The following is a 20,420-nucleotide window of genomic DNA, read 5'->3' as shown; positions in this document are numbered from 1 at the left end:
CACCAGGCGGTCGACGAATTCGAGCAGACCGCGCACCGCGTTCACCGGGGTGCCGCCCGCACGTGCACCGATCGACCGGCGATCAGCTGAAGGAGTCGCCGCAGGCGCAGGAGCCCGTCGCGTTCGGGTTGTCGATCGTGAAGCCCTGCTTCTCGATGGTGTCGACGAAGTCGATGGTGGCGCCGCCCAGGTACGGGGCGCTCATGCGGTCCGTGATGACCTTGACGCCGTCGAAGTCCTTCTCGACGTCGCCGTCGAGGGCACGCTCGTCGAAGAAGAGCTGGTAGCGCAGGCCGGAGCAGCCGCCGGGCTGGACCGCGACCCGCAGCGCCAGGTCCTCGCGGCCTTCCTGGTCGAGCAGGGCCTTGACCTTGGCCGCGGCGGCGTCGGTCAGGATGATGCCGTCGGTGACGGTGCTGGTCTCGTCCTGTACGGACATCTACATCTCTCCCGGGTTGTACGGAGACTGCTTGCCGACGAGTGCAACCGGCGTGGCCGCGGATTCATTCCGGGCCGAGCACGTTTCTTCTCGCCCCCTCCCTCATGCTCGCACACCTGGCGGAACACGCCCAGCGGCCTGTGGACAACCCCACGGACGGCCACCCGGCGGGGCTCGGACGGCCCGGGATTCACGTCACATCGACGCTATCGGCATCGTCAAACTGACGTGAAGCGGTTATGATAGATAACGTCAATTAGACGAAAAGGCTAGTCCGGATATCCCGCCGACCCGTCCGAGGGGTCGGCGAGCCGCAGAACAGAAAGGGTGCGTGTCGTGACCACCGCCCAGACCCAGGAGCTCGACGTACAGCCGACGCCCCTCGCCCTGCTGCTGCTCGGCCGCGAGGCCGACCCGAGGAGCGAACGGGGCGTCGAGTGCCCCGGCGACCTGCCCTCGCCGTCCGACCCGGACCTGGTGGAGCGCGCCCGCGCGGCCAAGGAGAAGCTCGGCGACAAGGTCTTCGTCCTGGGCCACCACTACCAGCGCGACGAGGTCATCCAGTTCGCGGACGTCACGGGCGACTCCTTCAAGCTGGCCAGGGACGCGGCGGCCCGGCCGGAGGCCGAGTACATCGTGTTCTGCGGTGTGCACTTCATGGCCGAGTCGGCGGACATCCTGACCACCGACGACCAGAAGGTGATCCTGCCGGACCTGGCCGCGGGCTGCTCCATGGCCGACATGGCGACGGCCGAGCAGGTCGCCGAGTGCTGGGACGTGCTGACCGAGGCGGGCGTGGCCGAGCAGGTCGTGCCGGTGTCGTACATGAACTCGTCCGCGGACATCAAGGCGTTCACCGGCAAGCACGGCGGCACGATCTGCACCTCCTCCAACGCCCAGCGCGCCCTGGAGTGGGCCTTCGAGCAGGGCGAGAAGGTCCTGTTCCTGCCGGACCAGCACCTGGGGCGCAACACGGCGGTGCGGGACATGGGCATGTCGCTGGACGACTGCGTCCTGTACAACCCGCACAAGCCGAACGGCGGTCTCACGGCGGAGGAGTTGCGCGGCGCCAAGATGATCCTGTGGCGCGGCCACTGCTCGGTGCACGGCCGCTTCAGCCTCGACTCGGTCGATGACGTGCGCGCGCGCATCCCCGGGGTGAACGTGCTGGTCCACCCCGAGTGCCGGCACGAGGTCGTGGCCGCGGCGGACTACGTCGGTTCGACGGAGTACATCATCAAGGCCCTGGAGGCGGCTCCGGCGGGCTCCAAGTGGGCCATCGGGACGGAGCTGAACCTTGTGCGGCGGTTGGCGAACCGTTTCGCTCCGGAGGGCAAGGAGATCGTCTTCCTCGACAAGACGGTGTGCTTCTGCTCGACGATGAACCGGATCGACCTGCCGCATCTGGTGTGGGCGCTGGAGTCTCTGGCCGAGGGCAAGACGGTCAACCGGATCGAGGTCGACAAGGAGACCGAGGCGTTCGCGAAGCTGGCGCTTGAGCGGATGCTGGCGCTGCCGTAAGGCCGCCGGGCATGTCGCGCAGTTCCCCGCGCCCCTGGAAGCGGGGACTGCGCGTACGTCGTCGGCCGCGGGGCCGTGGCGGGGTTTTGCGCAGTTCCCCGCGCCCCTGGCAAGTGGCACCGCGCGTACGTCGTCGGCTGCGGGCTCGTCGTGGAGTTTTGCGCAGTTCCCCGCGCCCCTGAACCTGCGGTTCTCGGGGGTGCGGGGAACTGGGCGATCAATCTGCCGGGCCCCAGGGCCCCGTTTCCGGGGGCCCTGGGGGGGTGGGGTCAGACGGTGGCCGGCTCCGGGGTGTCGGAGTCGGTGGGTGTCGCGGAGCGGTCCCGCTTCGCCGCCCTCTTCTTCGCCCGGCGCTCCTTGCGAAGCTCCAGCATCGCGTAGAGCGTCGGCACCAGCAGAAGCGTCAGCAGCGTCGACGTGACCAGACCGCCGATCACCACCACCGCCAGCGGCTGCGCGATGAACCCGCCCTGGCCCGTGACGCCCAGAGCCATCGGCAGCAGCGCGAAGATCGTCGCCAGCGCCGTCATCAGGATCGGGCGCAGCCGGTGCCGGCCGCCCTCGATCACGGCCTCCACCACGCCGTACCCCTGCGCCCGGTACTGGTTGATCAGGTCGATCAGCACGATGGCGTTGGTGACCACGATGCCGATCAGCATCAGCATGCCGATCATCGCCGGAACCCCCATCGGGGTGCCCGTGGCGATCAGCAGACCGATCGCGCCGGTCGCCGCGAACGGGATGGACACCAGCAGGATCAGCGGCTGCGCCAGGCTCCGGAACGTGGCAACCAGCAGCATGAACACGATCGCGATCGCCGCCAGCATCGCCAGGCCCAGGTTCTTGAAGGCGCTGTCCTGGTCCTGCGAGACCCCGCCGATCTGCGCCTTGGCGCCCGCGGGCAGCTTCAGCGCGTCGACCTTCGCCTGGAGGTCCGCGCTCACCGCGCCGGTGTTGTCACCGGTCGGGCGCGCCGTGATCGTCGCCGCCCGCCTGCCGTCGATGCGGGTCATCGACACCGGTCCGTCGACCAGCTTCACCGTGGCGATGTCGCCCAGCCTCACCCGCCCGAGCGGCAACCGCTTCAGCTCCTGAAGGGTCTGCGCGGGCTTGGCCGCCCGGATGACGACGTCCCGCTCGGTGTCGTCCAGGACCGCCGTGCCGCTCTTGGAGCCCTGCACGGCCTCGGTGACCGCCGCGCCCAGCGTCTGGTCGTTGAAACCGGCCGCCGCCGCACGGGAGTCGGCCTTCACCGAGATGCGCGGGACGCTCTGCGACAGGTCGCTGGACACGTCCGTGACGTTCTTCATCCCCGCGACCGCGGAGCGGACCTGCTCGGACGCCTTGCGCAGCACATCCGCGTCGCCCGCCTTGACGACCACGCTCAGATCCTGGTTGCCGAAGCCGTCGCCGCCCGACACCGTGGTGGTGCCGATCCCGGACAGCCCGGCCAGACCGTGCTCGACGCGCTTCTGCACGTCCTCGTACTTCGCCGAGTCGTCCAGCATCACCGTGTACGACGCCTGGTTGCTGCCGGTGCCGCCGCCGAAGGCGGCCATGAAGCCGGACGAGCCGACCGTCACCTGGTAGTCCTTGACGCCCTTCACCCCGCCGAGCAGCTTCTCGACCTTGCGGGCCTGCTCGTCGGTCGCCGCCAGGCTGGTGCCCGGCTTCAGCTGCTGCTTGACGGTCAGGACCTGCTGCTCGCCCTGGTCGAAGAAGTTCGTCTTCAGCAGCGGCGCCATGCCGAAGGTGCCGATCAGGACGACCACGGCGATGGCCAGGCTGGTGAGCCGGCGGCGGGTCGCGAAGCGCAGCACGGGCACGTAGAGGCGCTGGAGGCGGCTTTGGGCCTCCTTCTCCTCGGCGACCCGCCGGGCCTCCTCCGCGTCCTCGGGCAGGGACTTCGGGGCGCGCAGGAACCAGTACGACAGCACCGGCACGACCGTCAGCGACACCAGCAGCGAGGCCAGCAGGGCCGCCGTCACCGTGAGGGAGAACGAGCTGAACAGCTCGCCCACCATGCCGCCGACCAGTCCGATCGGCAGGAAGACCGCCACCGTCGTCAGCGTGGAGGAGGTCACCGCCCCGGCCACCTCGCGGACCGCGGTGAGGATCGCGTCGCGCCGCTCCTCGCCGTAGCCGAGGTGCCGCTTGATGTTCTCCAGGACCACGATGGAGTCGTCCACGACGCGGCCGATGGCGATGGTCAGCGCGCCGAGCGTGAGCACGTTCAGCGACACGTCGCGCGTCCACAGGACGATCAGGGCGAGGACCACCGACAGCGGGATCGACACCGCGGTGACGAGGGTCGAGCGCACGGACGCCAGGAAGACCAGGATCACCAGGACCGCGAAGAGCAGGCCGAGCGCGCCCTCGGTGGTCAGACCGTCGATGGACTTGGAGACCGCCGGCCCCTGATCGCTGACCACGGTGATGGTGGCCCCGGAGCCCAGGTCCTTGCGCAGCCCGGGTAGCTTGTCCTTGACGGCCCGGGAGATGGCGACGGCGCTGCCGTCGTGGTCCATGGTGACGGCCACGGCGAGGCTCGGACGGCCGTCCGTACGGGTGATCGAGTCGGCCTTGGCCTCTTCCTGGCGGACCGTGGCGACGTCCCCGAGGCGTACGGGCTTCCCGGCCGCGCCGGCGCCGGCCGCACCGCCCGCCTGGCCCGTGACCATGAGGTCGCGGATCTGGTCGAGCGAGGTGAACCCGCCGCCGACCTGGACGGTCCGGTTGCCGCCGTTCTCGTCCAGGGAGCCCGCGGGCACGGTCGCGCCGCCCGCCTGCAGGGCCTGGCCGAGGGCGGCCGGGCTCAGGCCCGCCCGCGCGAGCTTCGCGTCGTCGGGGGTGACGGTGACCTGGAGGTCCCGTACGCCGTTGACGGTGACCTGGCCCACGCCGGAGATGTCCTTCAGCGCGGGCACGAGGCCGGCGTCGAGCTGGTCGGACAGGGCCTGCTGGTCCTTGTCCGAGGTGACGGCGAGGACGACGGTCGGGATGTCGTCCGTCGAACCGGCGATGACCTGCGGGTCGACCGAGTCGGGGAGCCTGACGCGGGCCCGGTTGACGGCCTGCTGGACGTCGGCGACGAGCTGCTTGGAGTCGTTGCCGTAGTCGAAGGACGCCATGATGACGGCGTTGCCCTCGCTCGCCGTGGAGGTGACGCCCTTGATGCCGGACACCGCCTGCAGGTTGTCCTCAAGGGGTTCGACGACCTGCTTTTCGACCACGTCGGGCGAGGCGCCCTGGTACGGGACCAGGACGGACACGACGGGCAGGTTGATGGTGGGCAGGAGCTGCTGCTTGAGCTGCGGGATCGCGATCGCACCGAAGACGAGCGCGACGACGGACATCAGCGCTATCAGGGCCCGTTGCGCGAGGCTGAATCGTGACAGCCAGGACATGGGTCGGCGTCTCTCTCTGTGGCTGAGCGGACGGTTCGGGGCGCGGGACCGCGCCCCCTTGCACCAGTTCGAGGCGCGCGTCGGCGCCCTCCCTACACCTTGAGCCATGGGAGAGGGTGGTTCCGCCGGCCCGAGGGCGATTTCCCCGTCCGGCGCCTACTGCGGGCGCAGTACGGCCCACCGGAGTCCGCTCCACCCACGGGTGTACCGGTGCGCGGTCGGGCTCACCCCACCCTGGGGCGGACCAGACCCGACTCGTAGGCGGTGACCACGAGTTGGGCGCGGTCGCGGGCGCCCAGCTTGGCCATGGCCCGGTTGACGTGGGTCTTCACCGTCAGCGGGCTGACCTCCAGGCGTTCGGCGATCTCGTCGTTGGAGTGGCCGCCCGCGACCTGCACCAGTACCTCGCGCTCCCGCCCCGTGAGCGTGCCCAGCCGCTCGGAGCGGGCCGGATCGCGTCCGTCGTCCGCCGCGCCCTGCGCCAGGAACCGGGCGATGAGCCCCTTGGTGGCGGCGGGCGACAGCAGTGCCTCGCCGCCGGCCGCGACGCGGATGGCGTTCAGCAGTTCCTCGGGCTCGGAGCCCTTGCCGAGGAAGCCGGACGCCCCGGCCCGCAGGGACTGCACGACGTAGTCGTCCACCTCGAAGGTCGTCAGGATCACCACCCTGACCTGGGCCAGCGCGGGGTCGGCGCAGATCAGGCGGGTGGCGGCGAGGCCGTCGGTGCCGGGCATCCGGATGTCCATGAGGACCACGTCCGGTCGCTGCTCCGCCGCCAGCCGTACCGCCTGCGCCCCGTCGGCCGCCTCGCCGACCACCTCCATGTCCGGCTCGGAGTCGACCAGCACCCGGAAGGCGCTGCGCAGCAGCGCCTGGTCGTCGGCGAGCAGGACGCGGATGGTCATGGGGCCCTCCCGGGCGGTGCGGGCTGCGGTCGGTCGGGATGCGGTCGGCCGGGACGCGTCCACGGTCACACCGGTTCGTCGACGGTCGGCGCGGTGGTCTTGCGGCTGTCGGCCGGAAGGATCGCGTGGACGCGGAAGCCGCCTCCGTAGCGGGGGGCGGCGGTGAGGGTCCCACCGAGTGCGGTGACCCGCTCGCGCATGCCCAGGAGGCCGTGGCCGCCGCGGCCGGCGGCGCCCGGCCCGGGGGGTTCGGGGGCGGCGGGTGCGGGCACGGTGGGTGCGCTCGCGCCGTCGTCCAGGACGGTGATCTCCAGGGTCGGGCCCACGCGGACGACGCTCACCTCCGCCTTGGCCCGCTCCCCCGCGTGTTTGCGCACATTGGTGAGCGCCTCCTGGATGACCCGGTAGGCGGCCAGGTCGACGGCCGCGGGCAGCACGGTGCCGTCGTCCGCGCGGGCGACCTCCACGGGCAGGCCCGCGTTGCGGAACGTGTCGGCGAGCTCGTCGAGGCGGGCGAGCCCGGGGGCCGGCTCGGTGGGCGCCTCCGGGTCCCCCGACTGCCGCAGCAGCCCCACCGTGGCGCGCAGTTCGTTCAGCGCCGAGCGGCTGGCCTCGCGGACGTGGGCGAGCGCCTCCTTGGCCTGGTCGGGGCGCCGGTCCATCACATGCGCGGCGACCCCGGCCTGCACATTGACCAGGGCGATGTGATGGGCCACGACATCGTGCAGATCGCGGGCGATGCGCAGCCGCTCCTCGGCGACCCGGCGGCGCGCCTCCTCCTCGCGGGTGCGTTCCGCCCGCTCGGCGCGCTCCCTGATGGCGTGGATCACGGCACGGCGGCTGCGCACGGCGTCGCCCGCCGCCGCGGCCATGCCGGTCCAGGCGAACAGGCCGAGGTTCTCCTGGGCGTACCAGGGGAACAGGCCGGCCAGCATGGCGGCCCCGGTCAGCACGGTCATGGTGGCCAGGCCGACCCGCCAGGTGGTGGGCCGGTCGGTGGTGGAGGCCACGGTGTACAGCGCGATCACCGCGGACATGGCGACCGGGGCGCGGGGGTCGGCGGTGACGATCTCCACCAGGGAGAGGCCGACGGTGGCCCCGAGGACGGGCAGCGGGGCGCGGCGCCGGAACACCAGCGCGGCGGCGCCGAGCCCCATGAGGGTGAGGCTGAGGGCGCCGGGGGCGCGGGTGGTCCAGGTGGGGCCGTCGTGTCCGTGGGGGTCGACGAAGGAGCCCGCCACCATGCAGACGAGGACGCCGCAGGCCAGGGCTGCGTCCAGGAGCAGGGGGTGGGCCCGCAGGCCGTCCCGGGTGCGTTCCAGCGTGGTCATGTCTCTCGGTCGCGTCCTCACCGGGGCCGCCGCCCCCGGCCCCCGCCCGGACGCGGGGCCCCGTTCAGCCGGGGATCAGGCCGTCGTCGTCCAGCATGGCCCTGACCTCGGCCAGGCTCGCGTCCGGCGACGGGAGGATCAGCTCGGACGGCTCCAGGGAGTCGTCGGGCAAGGGGGTGCCCAGGCGGCGGACCTCGTCCAGCAGGGCGCCCAGGGTGCGGCGGAAGCCCTGCTCGTCGCCGCTCCGGGTCTCCCGCAGCAGTTCGTCGTCCAGCTTGTTCAGCTCGGTGAGGTGGCCGTCGTCAGCTCCACCTGACCCTCCCCCATGATCCGTACGATCATGTCGCCCTCCTCGGACGGTGTGCGGACAGACAGGGCTCCTGCTTGTCGCTACTGCTTGTCGAAGCGCGGGGTGTCCTGCGGCTGGGTCTTGGCCTGCCCCTGGCCGTCGCCGCCCTCGATGGCCTGGCGCCCGCCGGAGGAGCCGCCGGCCAGCTCCGCCTTCATGCGCTGCAGCTCCAGCTCGACGTCCGTGCCGCCGGAGAGCCGGTCCAGCTCGGCCTGGATGTCGTCCTTGGCCATGCCGGAGGGGTCGTCCAGGGCACCGGAGGCGAGGAGCTCGTCGATCGCGCCGGCGCGGGCCTGGAGCTGTGCCGTCTTGTCCTCGGCACGCTGGATGGCCAGACCGACGTCGCCCATCTCCTCCGAGATGCCGGAGAACGCCTCTCCGATACGGGTCTGCGCCTGCGCCGCGGTGTACGTGGCCTTGATGGTCTCCTTCTTCGTGCGGAAGGCGTCCACCTTGGCCTGGAGGCGCTGGGCCGCCAGGGTGAGCTTCTCCTCCTCGCCCTGGAGCGTCTGGTGCTGGCTCTCCAGGTCGGTCACCTGCTGCTGCAGCGCGGCGCGCCGGGACAGCGCCTCGCGGGCCAGGTCCTCGCGGCCGAGCGCGAGCGCCTTGCGGCCCTGGTCCTCCAGCTTGCCGGACTGGCTCTGCAGCTGGTTGAGCTGCAGCTCCAGGCGCTTGCGGCTGGTCGCCACGTCCGCGACACCGCGCCGCACCTTCTGCAGCAGCTCCAGCTGCTTCTGGTACGAGTAATCGAGGGTCTCGCGCGGGTCCTCGGCCCGGTCAAGGGCCTTGTTCGCCTTCGCGCGGAAGATCATCCCCATACGCTTCATGACACCGCTCATGGGCTTCGCGCGCCCCCTTCTGACGGACTCCAGCTCACAGGTCTGCTGCAGAACCCACAGTACGGGCCCCACATCCATTACCGCACTGTCCGGGAGCGGATGCGGTCATCCCCGAGGACGACTGTGGATCGCGCCGCTCCGGCGTAGGGAGGAGGTGTCCCCCGGGGTTGCGGGGGCGGGTCCTGGGCGTGGGGTCGGTTTGCGGTTCTCTGTCCCCCTGAACGACGTCCGGCGTTGCCGGATCGTTCCCGGCTGAGCTGGGTCCATGCGGATAAACCCCGTACCCTTGGATGTTGTGTTCCGTAGCCGTGCCAAGGAAGAGAAGGCCCCGGTAGCCGACAAGGCCCAGGTGACCGACTCCAAGCAGCCCCGTGACCCGCAGGCCAAGAAGGGTCGCCCCACGCCCAAGCGCAGTGAGGCCCAGTCCCAGCGCCGCAGCGTCGCCAGCACCCCGACGACGCGCAAGGACGCCGCCAAGCGGCAGCGCGAGGAGCGGCGCGTCAACCTGGAGAGGCAGCGCCAGGCGCTGGCCAACGGTGACGAGCGGTACCTCCCGGCCCGGGACAAGGGCCCGGTCCGCAAGTTCGCGCGCAACCACGTCGACTCGCGTTTCAACGTCGCGGAGTTCTTCCTCCCGCTGGCCGTGGTCATCCTGATCCTGACCGTGGTGCGCATCCCCCAGGTGCAGAACATCGCGCTGCTGCTGTGGCTGGTCGTGATCGTGCTGATCGTGCTCGACTCGATCCTGTCCGCGTTCCGGTTGCGCAAGCGGCTGAACGAGCGTTTCGCGGGCCAGAACACGCGGGGCGCGGTCGCCTACGCGCTGATGCGCTCCCTGCAGATGCGCCGGCTCCGGCTGCCGAAGCCGCAGCTCAAGCGCGGAGAGAAGTTCTGAGCGCGGAGGCCCTCGCACCGGGCGCGGTCGAGACCGGGCCCAGCGGTCCGGACGGGCCGCCCGAAGCCGTCGGACTGCCCGAAGCCGTCGGTCTGCGTGATGTCGTACGGCAGGAGCTGGTGGCCCGGCAGCTCGACGAGCAGATGGCCGGGCGCTTCCCCGTCGGACAGCGGCTGCGCGTCCTCGACGTGGGCATGGGCCGCGGCGCCCAGGCACTGCGCCTGGCGCGGGCCGGGCACCGGGTCACCGGGCTCGAACAGGAAGCGGGGTCGGTCTCCGCGGCCCGCGACGCCCTGTCCCGCGAGCCCGAGGGCATCCGGGAGCGGATGCGGATCATCGAGGGGGACGGTCGGGACACCGGCGTGCACTTCCTGCCGGGCAGCTTCGACGTGGTGCTGTGCCACGGGGTCCTCATGTACGTCGAGGAGCCCGATCCGCTGGTGGCGGGGCTGGCGCGGATGCTGGCGCCCGGGGGCCTGCTGTCGCTGCTCGTGCGCAACGGGGACGCCCTGGCCATGCGCCCGGGGCTGGACGGCGACTGGGCGGGCGCGCTGGGCGCGTTCGACTGCGCGGACCACGCCGACCGGCCCGGGCACGACGGGCGCGCGGACCGGCTGCGGACGCTGACCGCCACGCTCGCGGGCATCGGCGCGCCCCTGCACACGTGGTACGGGGTGCGGGTCTTCACCGACACGGTGGCGGACGACGCCGTGCCGCCCACCGATCTGGGACCGCTGCTGGCGGCGGAGGAGCGGGCCGGCAGGACGGACCCCTATCGGGCGGTCGCGGCACTGCTGCACCTGTGCGGCGTGCGGGGCTGAGGTCCCCCGGCCGAGTGATGCCGCGCGGCATCATTCGGGTGTACTGGGGCAGCGGGGCGGACGGTCCGAACCGAGACTCGGGGCATGGACCCTTCCCGAATACGCGTCCTTCGCCGACTGTGGGGGCCGCTGCTGCTCTCGTCGCTGATGCTGCTCGCGGGCACCGGCTGCACCGGGTCCGGGGCCTCCGCTCCCCGGCGCGCCTCCGCGAGCCCGCGGGCCACCGTGCCCTCCACGGCGAACGACCTGCAGAGCGAGTACCAGAGGGTCATCAAGAACGTGCTCCCCTCGGTGGTGCAGGTGCAGGCCGGTGACTCCCTGGGATCCGGCGTCGTCTACGACGACAAGGGGCACATCGTCACCAACGCGCACGTGGTCGGGGACGAGAAGACCTTCCAGGTGATCACCGCGGGCAGTGTGTCCCCGCTGACCGCGCGCCTCGTCCACTCCTACCCCGAGCAGGATCTCGCCGTCGTCAAGCTCGACAAGGTGCCGAGCGGGCTGCGGGCCGCCGCGTTCGGGGACTCCTCGACGGTGGCGGTGGGGCAGATCGTCCTGGCCATGGGGTCGCCGCTCGGACTGTCGTCCAGCGTGACCCAGGGCATCGTCTCGGCGACCGGCCGGACCGTCAGCGAGGGCGGATCGCAGAGCGGCGGTACGGGCGCCACCATCGCGAACATGGTGCAGACCTCGGCGGCGATCAACCCGGGGAACAGCGGCGGGGCACTGGTCGACCTGAACGGCCAGGTCATCGGCATCCCCACGCTCGCGGCGGTCGATCCGGACCTCGGAGGGAGCGCGGCGCCCGGCATCGGGTTCGCGATTCCGGCGTCCACGGTGAGGACCATCGCCGACCAGATCATCAAGAGCGGCAGGGTGACCAACTCCGGGCGGGCGGCGCTCGGCATCACCGGCCGCACCGTGGTGAACGGCGCCTACCGGCCCGCGGGGGTCGGGGTGGTCGAGGTCCAGCGGGGCGGGGCGGCCGAGAGGGCGGGGCTGCGGTCGGGGGATGTCATCACCCGGCTGGGTGACACGAGCATCACCACGATCACCTCGTTGGCGGAGGCCTTGGCCGGGGACAAGCCGGGGCAGCGGACCACGCTCACGTATGTGCGGGGCGGGCGGCAGCGGACGGGTGACGTCGTGCTGGGCGAGCAGTAGCCGCGAAAGGGGCGAGGGCGGGGCCCTCGCCTCGCTCTTCTCGCGCTGGCTCGCTCTCGCTACGCCTCGTCCGCGTGCAGGTTCATCGGACCGTAGATCTCCGTGGTGTCCTCGAACAGGCGGACCTGGTCGGCGCCTCCCTCCAGGAGCTCCCGCCAGTGCTCTCCGACCCAGGATTCGGCGTCGCCCTGCGTGGTGAAGTCCTCGGGTGCGACCGCGGGGGGGACCTCGGTGCCGTCGGACTTCTCGAACCGCCACGTCCAGGTCGTCATGTGTGCCTCCAAAGTACGAGCGGGGCAGCCGGGGTTGGGGGCTGCGGATGCGAGCGTACGTGGTCGGGTGCGGGTGCGTCGTGGTTGTTCGCGCAGTTCCCCGCGCCCCTGGGGGGTGGGCGGTGCCGCGTGTGCGTGGGCGAGTGCCGGTACGTCGTGGTTGATCGCGCAGTTCCCCGCGCCCCTGGGGGGTGGAGGCTGAGCCTGCGTGGGCGAGTACCGGTACGTCGTGGTTGATCGCGCGGTTCCCCGCGCCCCTGGGGGGGTGGGGGCCGGGCGTGCGTGGGCTGGTGCCGGTACGTCGTGGTTGATCGCGCAGTTCCCCGCGCCCCTGAGGGGGGTGGGGGCCGGGCGTGCGTGGGCTGGTGCCGGTGCGTCGTGGTTGATCGCGCAGTTCCCCGCGCCCCTGGGGGGGGTGGGGGCGGGCCTGTGTGAGCTGGTACGGGTGCTTCGTGGTTGATCGCGCAGTTCCCCGCGCCCCTTCAGGAGCTTCCTGCGTGGTCGGGGGCGCGGTTGGGTGGGGGAGGCGGGAAGATCTATGGCGTGGACACTACGTTGCTCGGCACCGGCGCCCCCGAGGGGCTGCCCCGCCCCGACTGCCCCTGTGCCGCCTGCGCCCGAGCGCTGGGGGAGGACGCGCGCGCCGCGACCTCCGTCCTGGTGGACGGGACGCTGCTGCTGGACCTGACCCCCGGCGCGGCGTTCGCCGCGGCGCGGGCCGGGCGGTCGCTGAGCGGTGTGCGCCAGGTGCTGCTGACGCATCCGCACGACGGTCCCCCCATCGAGGTCCCGGCAGGGCTGCCCGCCCCCGTACGGGTGCCGGACGGGCGGGAGTTGACGCTGCTGACGGGGCACAAGGTGCGCGCCCTGGCGATGGACGCCCCGGGCACGGGCTACGCGGTGACCGGCCCGGACGGGCTGCGGCTGCTGTATCTGCCGCCGGGCGGCGCGCCCGCCGGCCTGGAGGAGCCGACGGCGCCGTACGACATGGTGCTCGCCGACGCCGTGGGGCGGCCGGACGCGCTGGCCAGGCTGCGGGCGGTCGGCGCCCTGGCACCCACGACCGACGTCGTCGCCGTCCACCTCGGCCACGACGTGCCGCCGGGCGCCGAACTGCGGCGCAGGCTCGCGGCGGCGGGCGCGCGGGCGGTGCCGGACGGCACGACGCTGGAGGTGGGCTCGTACGAGGACGTGCCGGACGTGCCGCGGCGCACCCTGGTGCTGGGCGGTGCCCGCTCGGGCAAGTCGGTGGAGGCCGAACGCCGCCTGGAGGCGTTCCCCGACGTGCTGTACGTGGCGACGGGCGGTACGCGCGGCGGGGACACGGAGTGGGCGGCGCGGGTGGCCACGCACCAGGATCGGCGCCCCGGCTCCTGGCGCACCACCGAGACCTGCGACCTGGTGCCGCTGCTGAAGGCCGACGGACCGCCGCTGCTGATCGACTGCCTGTCGCTGTGGCTGACCGACGCGATGGACGCGGTGGGCGCGTGGGACGACGCGGAGTGGGCCGGTGGCGGGGAACGGGCGCTGCGGGCGCGGGTGGAGGAACTCACGACGGCGGTCCGCGACACGCGTCGCACGGTGGTCGCCGTCTCGAACGAGGTCGGCTCGGGCATCGTCCCGGCGACCGCCTCCGGCCGCCGCTACCGCGACGAACTCGGCCGTCTGAACGCCGCGTTCGCGGTGGAGTGCGAGCAGGTGCTGCTGGTGGTCGCCGGGCAGGCGCTGGCGCTACGGGGATGACGGCGCGAGGCTCGCGACGATCCGGACGCGGCGCGCCGCGGGCGGGCCGCAGCGCCGCACCGCCACCGTCAGGCAGCCGAGCGCCCGCAGGTCCCCGGCGGGCGGCACGGCGGCGCCGTCCGGGGCCTCGATCAGCAGATGCCCCTCCGGGCGCAGCAGCATCAGCGCCGCGCGCAGTTCGGCGCGCGGGTCGGGGACGTGCTCCAGATGGCGGAACATGCTGACGACGTCGTAGCGGGCGCGCAGCCGGGCGAGGATCCTCGGGTCCGTGAGGTGCCCGTGGTGGGCCTCCTCGATACGGCCCGCGGCCCGGGCCTCGTGCACGAGCGGCGTGGGGTCCAGGCCGTCGAAGGCGGTGTAGGGGTGGATCTCCCGGGCCGTCTCGGGGAAGTGGCCGTGCCCGGTGCCCACGTCGAGCCAGCTCTCCGGCTCCGGGAAGGGCAGCATCGCGCGGGCCGCGGCCCGGTGCCGGCGGGCGGCGCGGCGGGTGCGCAGGCGCCCCGAGCCGCACCAGGGGCAGTTCTCGGGAGGCGGGGTGATGGGCATGGGCGACTCCTGGGGCGGGCGACGACGCAAGTCCATATGTGCCCAAAAGGTACGTACGGGAAAGCGCCCGCGGCCGCAATGACGTGCCGTCGATGTGGCGCCTCGGCGTTCGATCACTGCCGGTACTGTTCGGGCAATGAGCTCGCTTAATCTCGACGACTTCACCGATCTGATCGAGCGTCCCGACGGCGGGGTGCGCCGCGACGCGGAGGCCCGCAGGGAGCGTCAGATCGTGCCGCCCGGCGCGCTCGGCCGCCTGGACGACCTGGGCGAGTGGCTGGCGGCAGCGCAGGGCTCCGTGCCGGTGCGTCCGATCGAGCGACCGCGCGCGGTGCTGTTCGCGGGCGACCACGGCATCGCCGGGCTCGGCGTGTCGGCGCGACCCGCGGGCGGCGCGGCGGAGTTGGTGCGGGCGGTGCTGGAGGGCGGCAGCCCGGTGGCGGTCCTGGCGCGGCAGCTGAACGTGCCCGTGCGCGTGGTGGACATGGCGCTCGACTGCGATCCCGCCTCCCTCCCGGAGGAGGTCGGCCGCCACCGGGTGCGGCGCGGCAGCGGCCGGATCGACGTCGAGGACGCGCTGACGCTCCAGGAGGCCGAGGCGGCGTTCCTGGCGGGGGTCGCCGTCGCGGACGAGGAGGCCGACGCCGGGACGGACCTGGTGGTCCTCGGCGATGTGAGCGTCGGCGGCACGACCTCGGCTGCGGTGCTGATCGCGGCACTGTGCGGGACGGACGCGTCGGTGGTGACCGGGCGCGGGGGCCTCGCGATCGACGACCTGGCGTGGATGCGCAAGTGCGCGGCCGTACGGGACGCGCTGCGGCGGGCCCGGCCGGTGCTCGGCGATCAGCTGCAGCTGCTGGCGGCGGTGGGCGGGGCCGATCTGGCCGCGATGACGGGCTTCCTGCTCCAGTGCGCCGTGCGCAAGACGCCGGTGATCCTGGACGGGGTCGTCACGGCGGCGTGCGCGCTGGTCGGTCAGCGCGTCGCGTTCCGCGCCCCGGACTGGTGGCTGGCCGGGCAGAACAGTGGGGAGCCCGCGCAGGCCAAGGCGCTGGACCGGATGGCGCTGGAGCCGCTGCTCGACCAGGGCGTGACGGTCGGCGAGGGGGCCGGCGCCCTGCTCGCGCTGCCGCTCGTCAGGGCGGCGGCGGCCCTGTCCGCCGAACTCCCCGAGAAGCCCCAGGCTCCCGCCCTCCCCGAGTAGCGGGCTCCCCGAGCAGCGGGCTCCGGCGGTGCGGCCGGCGGCCGGCGGCCGGGCCGCGACCGCCCTCCGCACCGCTCCCCCGCACGCCCTCCATCGACCCATATCATCAACCTTCATGGGAGATGCCCGTTTTCATGCGGAACAGGAGCGTACGGTCGAGCCGGAGAGCGGGGCGCGGCGGTCCGGCCCGCTGTCCCGGCGGGCCGCCGCGTTCACCGTCTGGTACCTGCGCGCCGTCGCGTTCATCAACTTCCTGTCCGCCGTGTGGGTCACCCTCGGGCAGGACGTACGGCGGCACAACCAGCAGGACCTCTTCACGCCCTACCTGCTGACCGCGGGCTTCGCCTCCGGCGTCTTCACCATGTTCCTGGCCATCACCATGCGGCGGCGCAAACGGGCGGCGTGGATCCTCGACCTCGTGCTCAGCGGGCCGTTCCTGCTGCTGTTCTGCGTCGCCATGACCTTCCCGGAGATCCGGCGCCACCCCCAGAACTGGGTGTCCCTGATCCTCACCGCGGCCTTCGTCGGCTCGCTGCTCGCCGGGCGGCGGGAGTTCTACGCCAAGGGCGACCGCGCCAACCCCAAGCTCGCCGCCGCCGTCGCCGTCGGGGGCCTGCTGATCACCTCGACCCTCGCCGCGCTGCTGGTCACCGTCACCAACTCGGCCCCGGACGCCTCCCGTTCGACCTACCTGGAGCGCTGGCGCTACGGCACGCTGCGGCTGGTCTCGGTCGCCGTGGACGAGAGGCGCCACCCGTGGATCGCGACCCCCAACTGGGTCAACGTCGTCATCAACGTGTTCAGCACCCTGCTCGTCCTCGCCGTGCTGTACGCCGCCTTCCGGTCGCGGCGCGCGGTCGACGCGATCAGCGAGGAGGACGAGCAACGGCTGCGGACGCTGCTGGAGCGGCACGGCGAGCGGGACTCGCTCGGCTACTTCGCGCTGCGCCGGGAGAAGAGCGTGATCTGGTCGCCCACCGGGAAGGCGGCGGTGGCGTACCGCGTGCTCGGCGGGGTGTCCCTGGCCTCGGGCGACCCGCTGGGCGATCCGGAGGCATGGCCCGGCGCCATCGAGCCCTGGCTCGCCGAGGCCCGGGAGCACGGGTGGATCCCGGCGGTGATGGGCGCGAGCGAGGAGGCCGGCACCGTGTACGCGCGGCACGGCCTGGACGCGCTCGAACTCGGTGACGAGGCGATCGTGGACGTCGACGAGTTCACCCTCGACGGCCGTGCCATGCGCACGGTCCGCCAGGCGTGCAACCGGGTCAGGCGCGCCGGGTACACGGTCCGGGTGCGGCGCCACGCCGAGATTCCCGCCGACGAGATGCGGTTCCTGCTGGAGAAGGCCGACGACTGGCGTGACGGGGCCACCGAGCGCGGCTTCAGCATGGCGCTGGGGCGGCTGGGCGATCCCGACGACGGCCAGTGCGTGATGCTCGAGTGCACGGACGAGGACGGTGCGCTGCGGGCGCTGCTGTCCTTCGTGCCCTGGGGGCCCCACGGGCTCTCGCTGGATCTGATGCGCCGGGACCGCGACACCGAGAACGGGCTCATGGAGTTCATGGTGATCGAACTGCTGGGCCGCGCCCGGGAGATCGGGATCACCCAGGTCTCGCTCAACTTCGCCGTGTTCCGCTCCGTCTTCGAACGTGGGGCGCGCCTTGGCGCGGGACCGGTGCTGCGACTGTGGCGCTCGCTGCTGAGCTTCTTCTCCCGCTGGTGGCAGATCGAGTCGCTGTACCGGGCCAATGCCAAGTACCGCCCGATCTGGGAGCCCAGGTTCCTGCTCTTCGAGAAGAGCGCGGACCTGCTGCGCATCGGCGTCGCCGCGGCACGCGCCGAGGGCTTCCTCGAGGCACCGGGACTGCCGAAGTGGCTGCACCGCAGGCACCTGCAGTCCCACCGGTGACACCCATCGGACGGACCAGGACCGCAGGAGGACCCCCGGATGAGACCCCTCGCCCGCCTGGCCCGCGCCGAATGGGGACCCCCGTACGCCACCGTCCGCGCGGCCCTCGTCCGGCGCGGGCCGCGGGCGATCCCGATGACGCTCGCCGCCGTGTGCCTGACCTCGGTCCTGCAGTTCACCCAGAACCAGGCGTGGGGCTTCGACCTCGTGCAGCGGATCGGGTCCGTGCGGGCCGAGGAGCCGCTCGGGCTCGCGCTGCTGCGTACCCCGCTCTCGCTGTTCGTACCGGCCCTGGACCTGCCGGTGTGGGGGGCGCTGGCGCAGATCCTGTTCGTCTTCGGGGTCGCCGAGATCTGTCTGGGCTGGTGGCGCACGCTCGTGATCGCGTACGCGGCCACGCTCGCGGGGACGCTCTACGCGCGGCTCGCCATCGGCCTGGGCGCCGGCCATCCGCTGGGGCTGCCGCCGGCGGACGCGCTGGTCGTGGACACCGGTCCGTCGGCGGCGGTGGTCGGACTCGCCCTGTTCCTGTGCCGGCGCCACCGCGCGTACGCGACCGCGGGCGTGCTGAGCGTGGTGATGGTCGGGGAACTGGTGGTGAAGGAGAACCTCGCGGGCAAGGAGCACATCGCCGCGATCGCGGCGGTCGTGGTGCTGTGCGCGGCGGCCGAGGTGCGCCGAGGGCGGCCCGGGGCGCGGTCGGCGCTACGGGTACGGCGTCTCCGCCTTCAGGGGCGGGGCTCGGTCGGCGGAAGCGTCCACGGATCCGACGTACCCCCGGCCGGATCCGGCCCCTTCCCGACGGAGTCCGGTCTCCTCCCGGCAAGGTCCGGTCCGCCACCCACCGAACCCGGCGCCCGCCCGGCCGAACCCCGCTTCCCGACCACCGGGCCCAGGGCCCTCCCGGTGGAGTCCCGATTCCCACCGGCCGGGTCCCGATCCCTCCCGGTCGAAACCCCGTTCCCACCCGCCGAATCCGGAGCCCTCCCGGCAGAGCCCTGATCCCCGCCCGGCGAGTCCGGCGCCCTCCTGGCGGAGCCCCGATCCCCGGCCGCCGCATCCAGGGCCCTCCCGGCGGAGCCCCGATTCTCGCTCTCCGAACCCGGCGCCCCCTCGGTTGACTCCCGGTTCGCGCCCGGCGAGTCCGGCGCCCTCCCAGTCGACTCCCGATCCCCGCCCGCCGAATCCGGAGCCCTCCCGGTCGAGTCTCCGTTCCCGCTCGCCGAACCCACGGCCCTCCCGGCGGAGCCCCGGCTCCCGCCCTGCGAACCCGGCGTCCCCTCGGCGGAGCCCCTGTTCCGGCCCACCGAACCCGGCGCCCCCTCGATCGAGTCCCGGGCGCCGGTCGTCGCGTCCGGTTTGCCGCCGATCCAGTCCTGGAGTCTGCGGGCCGGAGTGGCCCAGCGGCGGTCGTGGTGGTAGGCACGCAGCCCGGCCCGGGCGCGGGCGCGGGGGCGGCTTCGGTAGAAGCGTCGGGCCCACACGGAGTCGGGGCGGGCCAGGCGGACGGCGCCGACCAGGGCGATCAGCGGGACGATCACGCCGAAGACCGCGGTGCGGGCCTTGCCCTTGCTCAGGGCCAGCAGGGAGAAGAGGAAGTTCACGACGACGCCCAGGATGACCGCGCCGCGGTCGCTCAGCTCGTCCGCGGACAGGTTGTTGACGCCGAACGGCGAGAAGCCGGCGAGGACCAGGCCGACAAGGGCCGCGGTCAGGGCGACGGCCTCGACGCTCTGCCGCCCCTGCTCGGTCCAGTACACGTCCGCCAGGTGCAGGATCAGGGCGAACTCGTCCAGCACGAGCCCCGCGCCCATCCCGAAGACGACCGCGAAGATCCCGGCGCCGACACCGTGGCGGCCCGTGAGGGCGCCGAAGCCGCCGACGATGGTGAGGATGACGCCGGGGACCACGTGGTGGATGTGCAGCCCGCCCGCCCTGACGTTCCCGAAGGGCCCCCGGCCCGCGCGGATGAGACGGGTGATGACCCGGGTGACCGCGAACGTCAGCACGAAGGCGGTGAGCGCGAGCAGCAGCGGCAGCTTGCCCGGCTCGATGATGTTCCGCTCCAGCCAGTGGCCCATAGGTGCAGTGTGCCCAGGGTGCGGCGCGGGTGCCCGCCCGCAGGGCGCCACGGGGTGACCCGCGGGAGCGGGTCCGGGTGCCCCGGGCTACCCTGCCGCCGTGCCCGAGACCCCCTCCGCCCTGCCCCCGCCGTCGCCTTCGTCCTCGCTGCCCGGCCTGCGGTTCGCCTTCGGCACCCTCACCGTCCTGCCCGTGCGGGTGACCCGCTGGGACCGCCCGGCCGCGCGTGCCGGGATGCTGTGCGCGCCCCTGGTCGGAGTCGTGGCCGGCGGCGCGGCCGGTCTGCTCGGCGCGGTGCTGCTCCTGCTGGGCGCGGGCCCGCTGCTCGCCGCGGTCGGCGCCGCCGCCGTACCGGCCCTGCTGACCCGGGGACTTCATCTGGACGGGCTCGCCGACACCGCCGACGGACTCGGCAGCGGGAAGCCCGCCGACGACGCGCTGCGGATCATGAAGCAGTCGGACATCGGGCCGTTCGGTGTGCTCACCCTGGTCCTGGTGCTGCTCGCGCAGGTGGCGGCGCTCGCCGAGGCCTACGACGGTTCGTGGGCCCAGGGCGTGCTGGCCGCCGTCGTCTCGGGTGCCTCGGCCCGGCTGGCCATGACGCTGGCCGCGCGCCGCGGGACACCGGCCGCGCGGCCGGAGGGGCTGGGAGCGGCGGTCGCCCAGACGGTCCCGGTCGCCGGGGCGCTGGCGCTCGCCGCCCTGCTCACCGCCCTGGCGGCGCTCGCCGGGGGCGCGCTGCTGGGGACGTACGGCGCGGTGCGCGCGGCCGCCGCGGTGGTGGTGGCCGTGGCCACCGCGCAGTCGCTGCTGCGCCGGTGCGTCCGCCGCTTCGGCGGGGTGACGGGCGATGTGTTCGGCGCGCTCGCGGAGACGGCCGCGACGGCGGCGCTCGTCGTCCTGGCCCTGGGCTGAGGCCGGGCGGGCCCGGCGGAAGGAGCCATCACCGCCGGATGAACACCCGGTTGACGACCCGGGGCCACGAACCGGTGC

15 protein-coding genes and 3 pseudogenes are annotated in these 20,420 nt (G+C 73.1%); 9 read left to right on the top strand and 9 right to left on the bottom strand.

Annotation, left to right across the window (positions count from 1 at the left end; all coding sequences use genetic code 11):
- Positions 1-82 precede the first annotated feature (82 nt).
- Positions 83-439 (bottom strand): iron-sulfur cluster insertion protein ErpA, encoded by a 357-nt coding sequence (gene erpA / locus AB0C59_RS27785; RefSeq protein ID WP_363009273.1) that lies wholly within the window; start codon positions 437-439, stop codon positions 83-85.
- 336 nt (positions 440-775) lie between these two features.
- Here erpA and nadA point away from each other — a divergent pair, with 336 nt between their 5' ends.
- A complete protein-coding gene (nadA, locus tag AB0C59_RS27780) occupies positions 776-1,960 on the top strand; it encodes a quinolinate synthase NadA (RefSeq protein ID WP_363009271.1) in 1,185 nt (394 codons plus the stop codon).
- Positions 1,961-2,229: 269 nt separating this feature from the next.
- On the opposite strand, the gene AB0C59_RS27775 is transcribed toward nadA, so the two are convergent.
- From AB0C59_RS27775 to AB0C59_RS27755, 5 genes and pseudogenes are all read right to left on the bottom strand, one after another.
- Positions 2,230-5,367, bottom strand: a complete 3,138-nt coding sequence (locus AB0C59_RS27775; RefSeq protein ID WP_363009269.1) for an efflux RND transporter permease subunit — start codon at positions 5,365-5,367, stop codon at positions 2,230-2,232.
- A gap of 224 nt (positions 5,368-5,591) precedes the next feature.
- Positions 5,592-6,272, bottom strand: a complete 681-nt coding sequence (locus AB0C59_RS27770; protein ID WP_363009267.1) for a response regulator transcription factor — start codon at positions 6,270-6,272, stop codon at positions 5,592-5,594.
- A gap of 65 nt (positions 6,273-6,337) precedes the next feature.
- Positions 6,338-7,603, bottom strand: a complete 1,266-nt coding sequence (locus AB0C59_RS27765) for a histidine kinase (protein ID WP_363009265.1) — start codon at positions 7,601-7,603, stop codon at positions 6,338-6,340.
- A 64-nt stretch (positions 7,604-7,667) separates the two neighbouring features.
- Positions 7,668-7,945 (bottom strand): annotated as a pseudogene (locus AB0C59_RS27760) (hypothetical protein).
- A 48-nt stretch (positions 7,946-7,993) separates the two neighbouring features.
- Positions 7,994-8,791 (bottom strand): PspA/IM30 family protein, encoded by a 798-nt coding sequence (locus AB0C59_RS27755; protein ID WP_363009263.1) that lies wholly within the window; start codon positions 8,789-8,791, stop codon positions 7,994-7,996.
- Between the two features lie 295 nt (positions 8,792-9,086).
- On the opposite strand from AB0C59_RS27755, the gene AB0C59_RS27750 reads away from it, so the two are divergent.
- The 3 genes from AB0C59_RS27750 (at position 9,087) to AB0C59_RS27740 (ending at position 11,671) form a co-directional block, all read left to right on the top strand.
- Positions 9,087-9,686: a DUF3043 domain-containing protein gene (locus AB0C59_RS27750; protein ID WP_363009261.1), complete on the top strand. Its 600-nt coding sequence runs from the start codon at positions 9,087-9,089 to the stop codon at positions 9,684-9,686.
- 119 nt (positions 9,687-9,805) lie between these two features.
- A complete protein-coding gene (locus AB0C59_RS27745) occupies positions 9,806-10,507 on the top strand; it encodes a methyltransferase domain-containing protein (RefSeq protein WP_363009259.1) in 702 nt (233 codons plus the stop codon).
- Between the two features lie 84 nt (positions 10,508-10,591).
- The gene (locus tag AB0C59_RS27740) at positions 10,592-11,671 is read left to right on the top strand and encodes a trypsin-like peptidase domain-containing protein (protein WP_363009257.1); all 1,080 of its coding nucleotides are present in this window, start codon (positions 10,592-10,594) and stop codon (positions 11,669-11,671) included.
- Positions 11,672-11,730: 59 nt separating this feature from the next.
- Here AB0C59_RS27740 and AB0C59_RS27735 read toward each other — a convergent pair whose 3' ends face one another.
- The gene (locus tag AB0C59_RS27735; RefSeq protein ID WP_363009255.1) at positions 11,731-11,943 is read right to left on the bottom strand and encodes a hypothetical protein; all 213 of its coding nucleotides are present in this window, start codon (positions 11,941-11,943) and stop codon (positions 11,731-11,733) included.
- Between the two features lie 543 nt (positions 11,944-12,486).
- Here AB0C59_RS27735 and AB0C59_RS27730 point away from each other — a divergent pair.
- Positions 12,487-13,686 (top strand): bifunctional adenosylcobinamide kinase/adenosylcobinamide-phosphate guanylyltransferase, encoded by a 1,200-nt coding sequence (locus tag AB0C59_RS27730; protein WP_363009253.1) that lies wholly within the window; start codon positions 12,487-12,489, stop codon positions 13,684-13,686.
- Here AB0C59_RS27730 and AB0C59_RS27725 read toward each other — a convergent pair.
- Entirely contained in the window at positions 13,675-14,232 is a 558-nt protein-coding gene (locus AB0C59_RS27725) for a class I SAM-dependent methyltransferase (RefSeq protein ID WP_363009251.1), read from the bottom strand. The genes AB0C59_RS27730 and AB0C59_RS27725 overlap by 12 nt on opposite strands.
- A 136-nt stretch (positions 14,233-14,368) precedes the next feature.
- Between AB0C59_RS27725 and cobT the strand changes: the two genes are divergently transcribed.
- The 3 genes and pseudogenes from cobT to AB0C59_RS27710 form a co-directional block, all read left to right on the top strand.
- A complete protein-coding gene (gene cobT / locus AB0C59_RS27720; RefSeq protein WP_363009249.1) occupies positions 14,369-15,436 on the top strand; it encodes a nicotinate-nucleotide--dimethylbenzimidazole phosphoribosyltransferase in 1,068 nt (355 codons plus the stop codon).
- A 115-nt stretch (positions 15,437-15,551) separates the two neighbouring features.
- A complete protein-coding gene (locus AB0C59_RS27715; RefSeq protein ID WP_363009246.1) occupies positions 15,552-17,345 on the top strand; it encodes a phosphatidylglycerol lysyltransferase domain-containing protein in 1,794 nt (597 codons plus the stop codon).
- Between the two features lie 39 nt (positions 17,346-17,384).
- Positions 17,385-18,011, top strand: a pseudogene (locus tag AB0C59_RS27710) (hypothetical protein); the annotation flags it as partial.
- A gap of 686 nt (positions 18,012-18,697) precedes the next feature.
- On the opposite strand, the pseudogene AB0C59_RS27705 reads toward AB0C59_RS27710, so the two are convergent.
- Positions 18,698-19,426 (bottom strand): annotated as a pseudogene (locus AB0C59_RS27705) (hypothetical protein); the annotation flags it as partial.
- Positions 19,427-19,526: 100 nt separating this feature from the next.
- Here AB0C59_RS27705 and AB0C59_RS27700 point away from each other — a divergent pair.
- Entirely contained in the window at positions 19,527-20,342 is an 816-nt protein-coding gene (locus tag AB0C59_RS27700; RefSeq protein WP_363009244.1) for an adenosylcobinamide-GDP ribazoletransferase, read from the top strand.
- Positions 20,343-20,420: the final 78 nt, after the last annotated feature.

The sequence above is a fragment of the Streptomyces sp. NPDC048664 genome, from assembly GCF_040650555.1.
Classification (GTDB): domain Bacteria; phylum Actinomycetota; class Actinomycetes; order Streptomycetales; family Streptomycetaceae; genus Streptomyces.
This window is presented reverse-complemented; position numbering and strand designations above follow the sequence as displayed.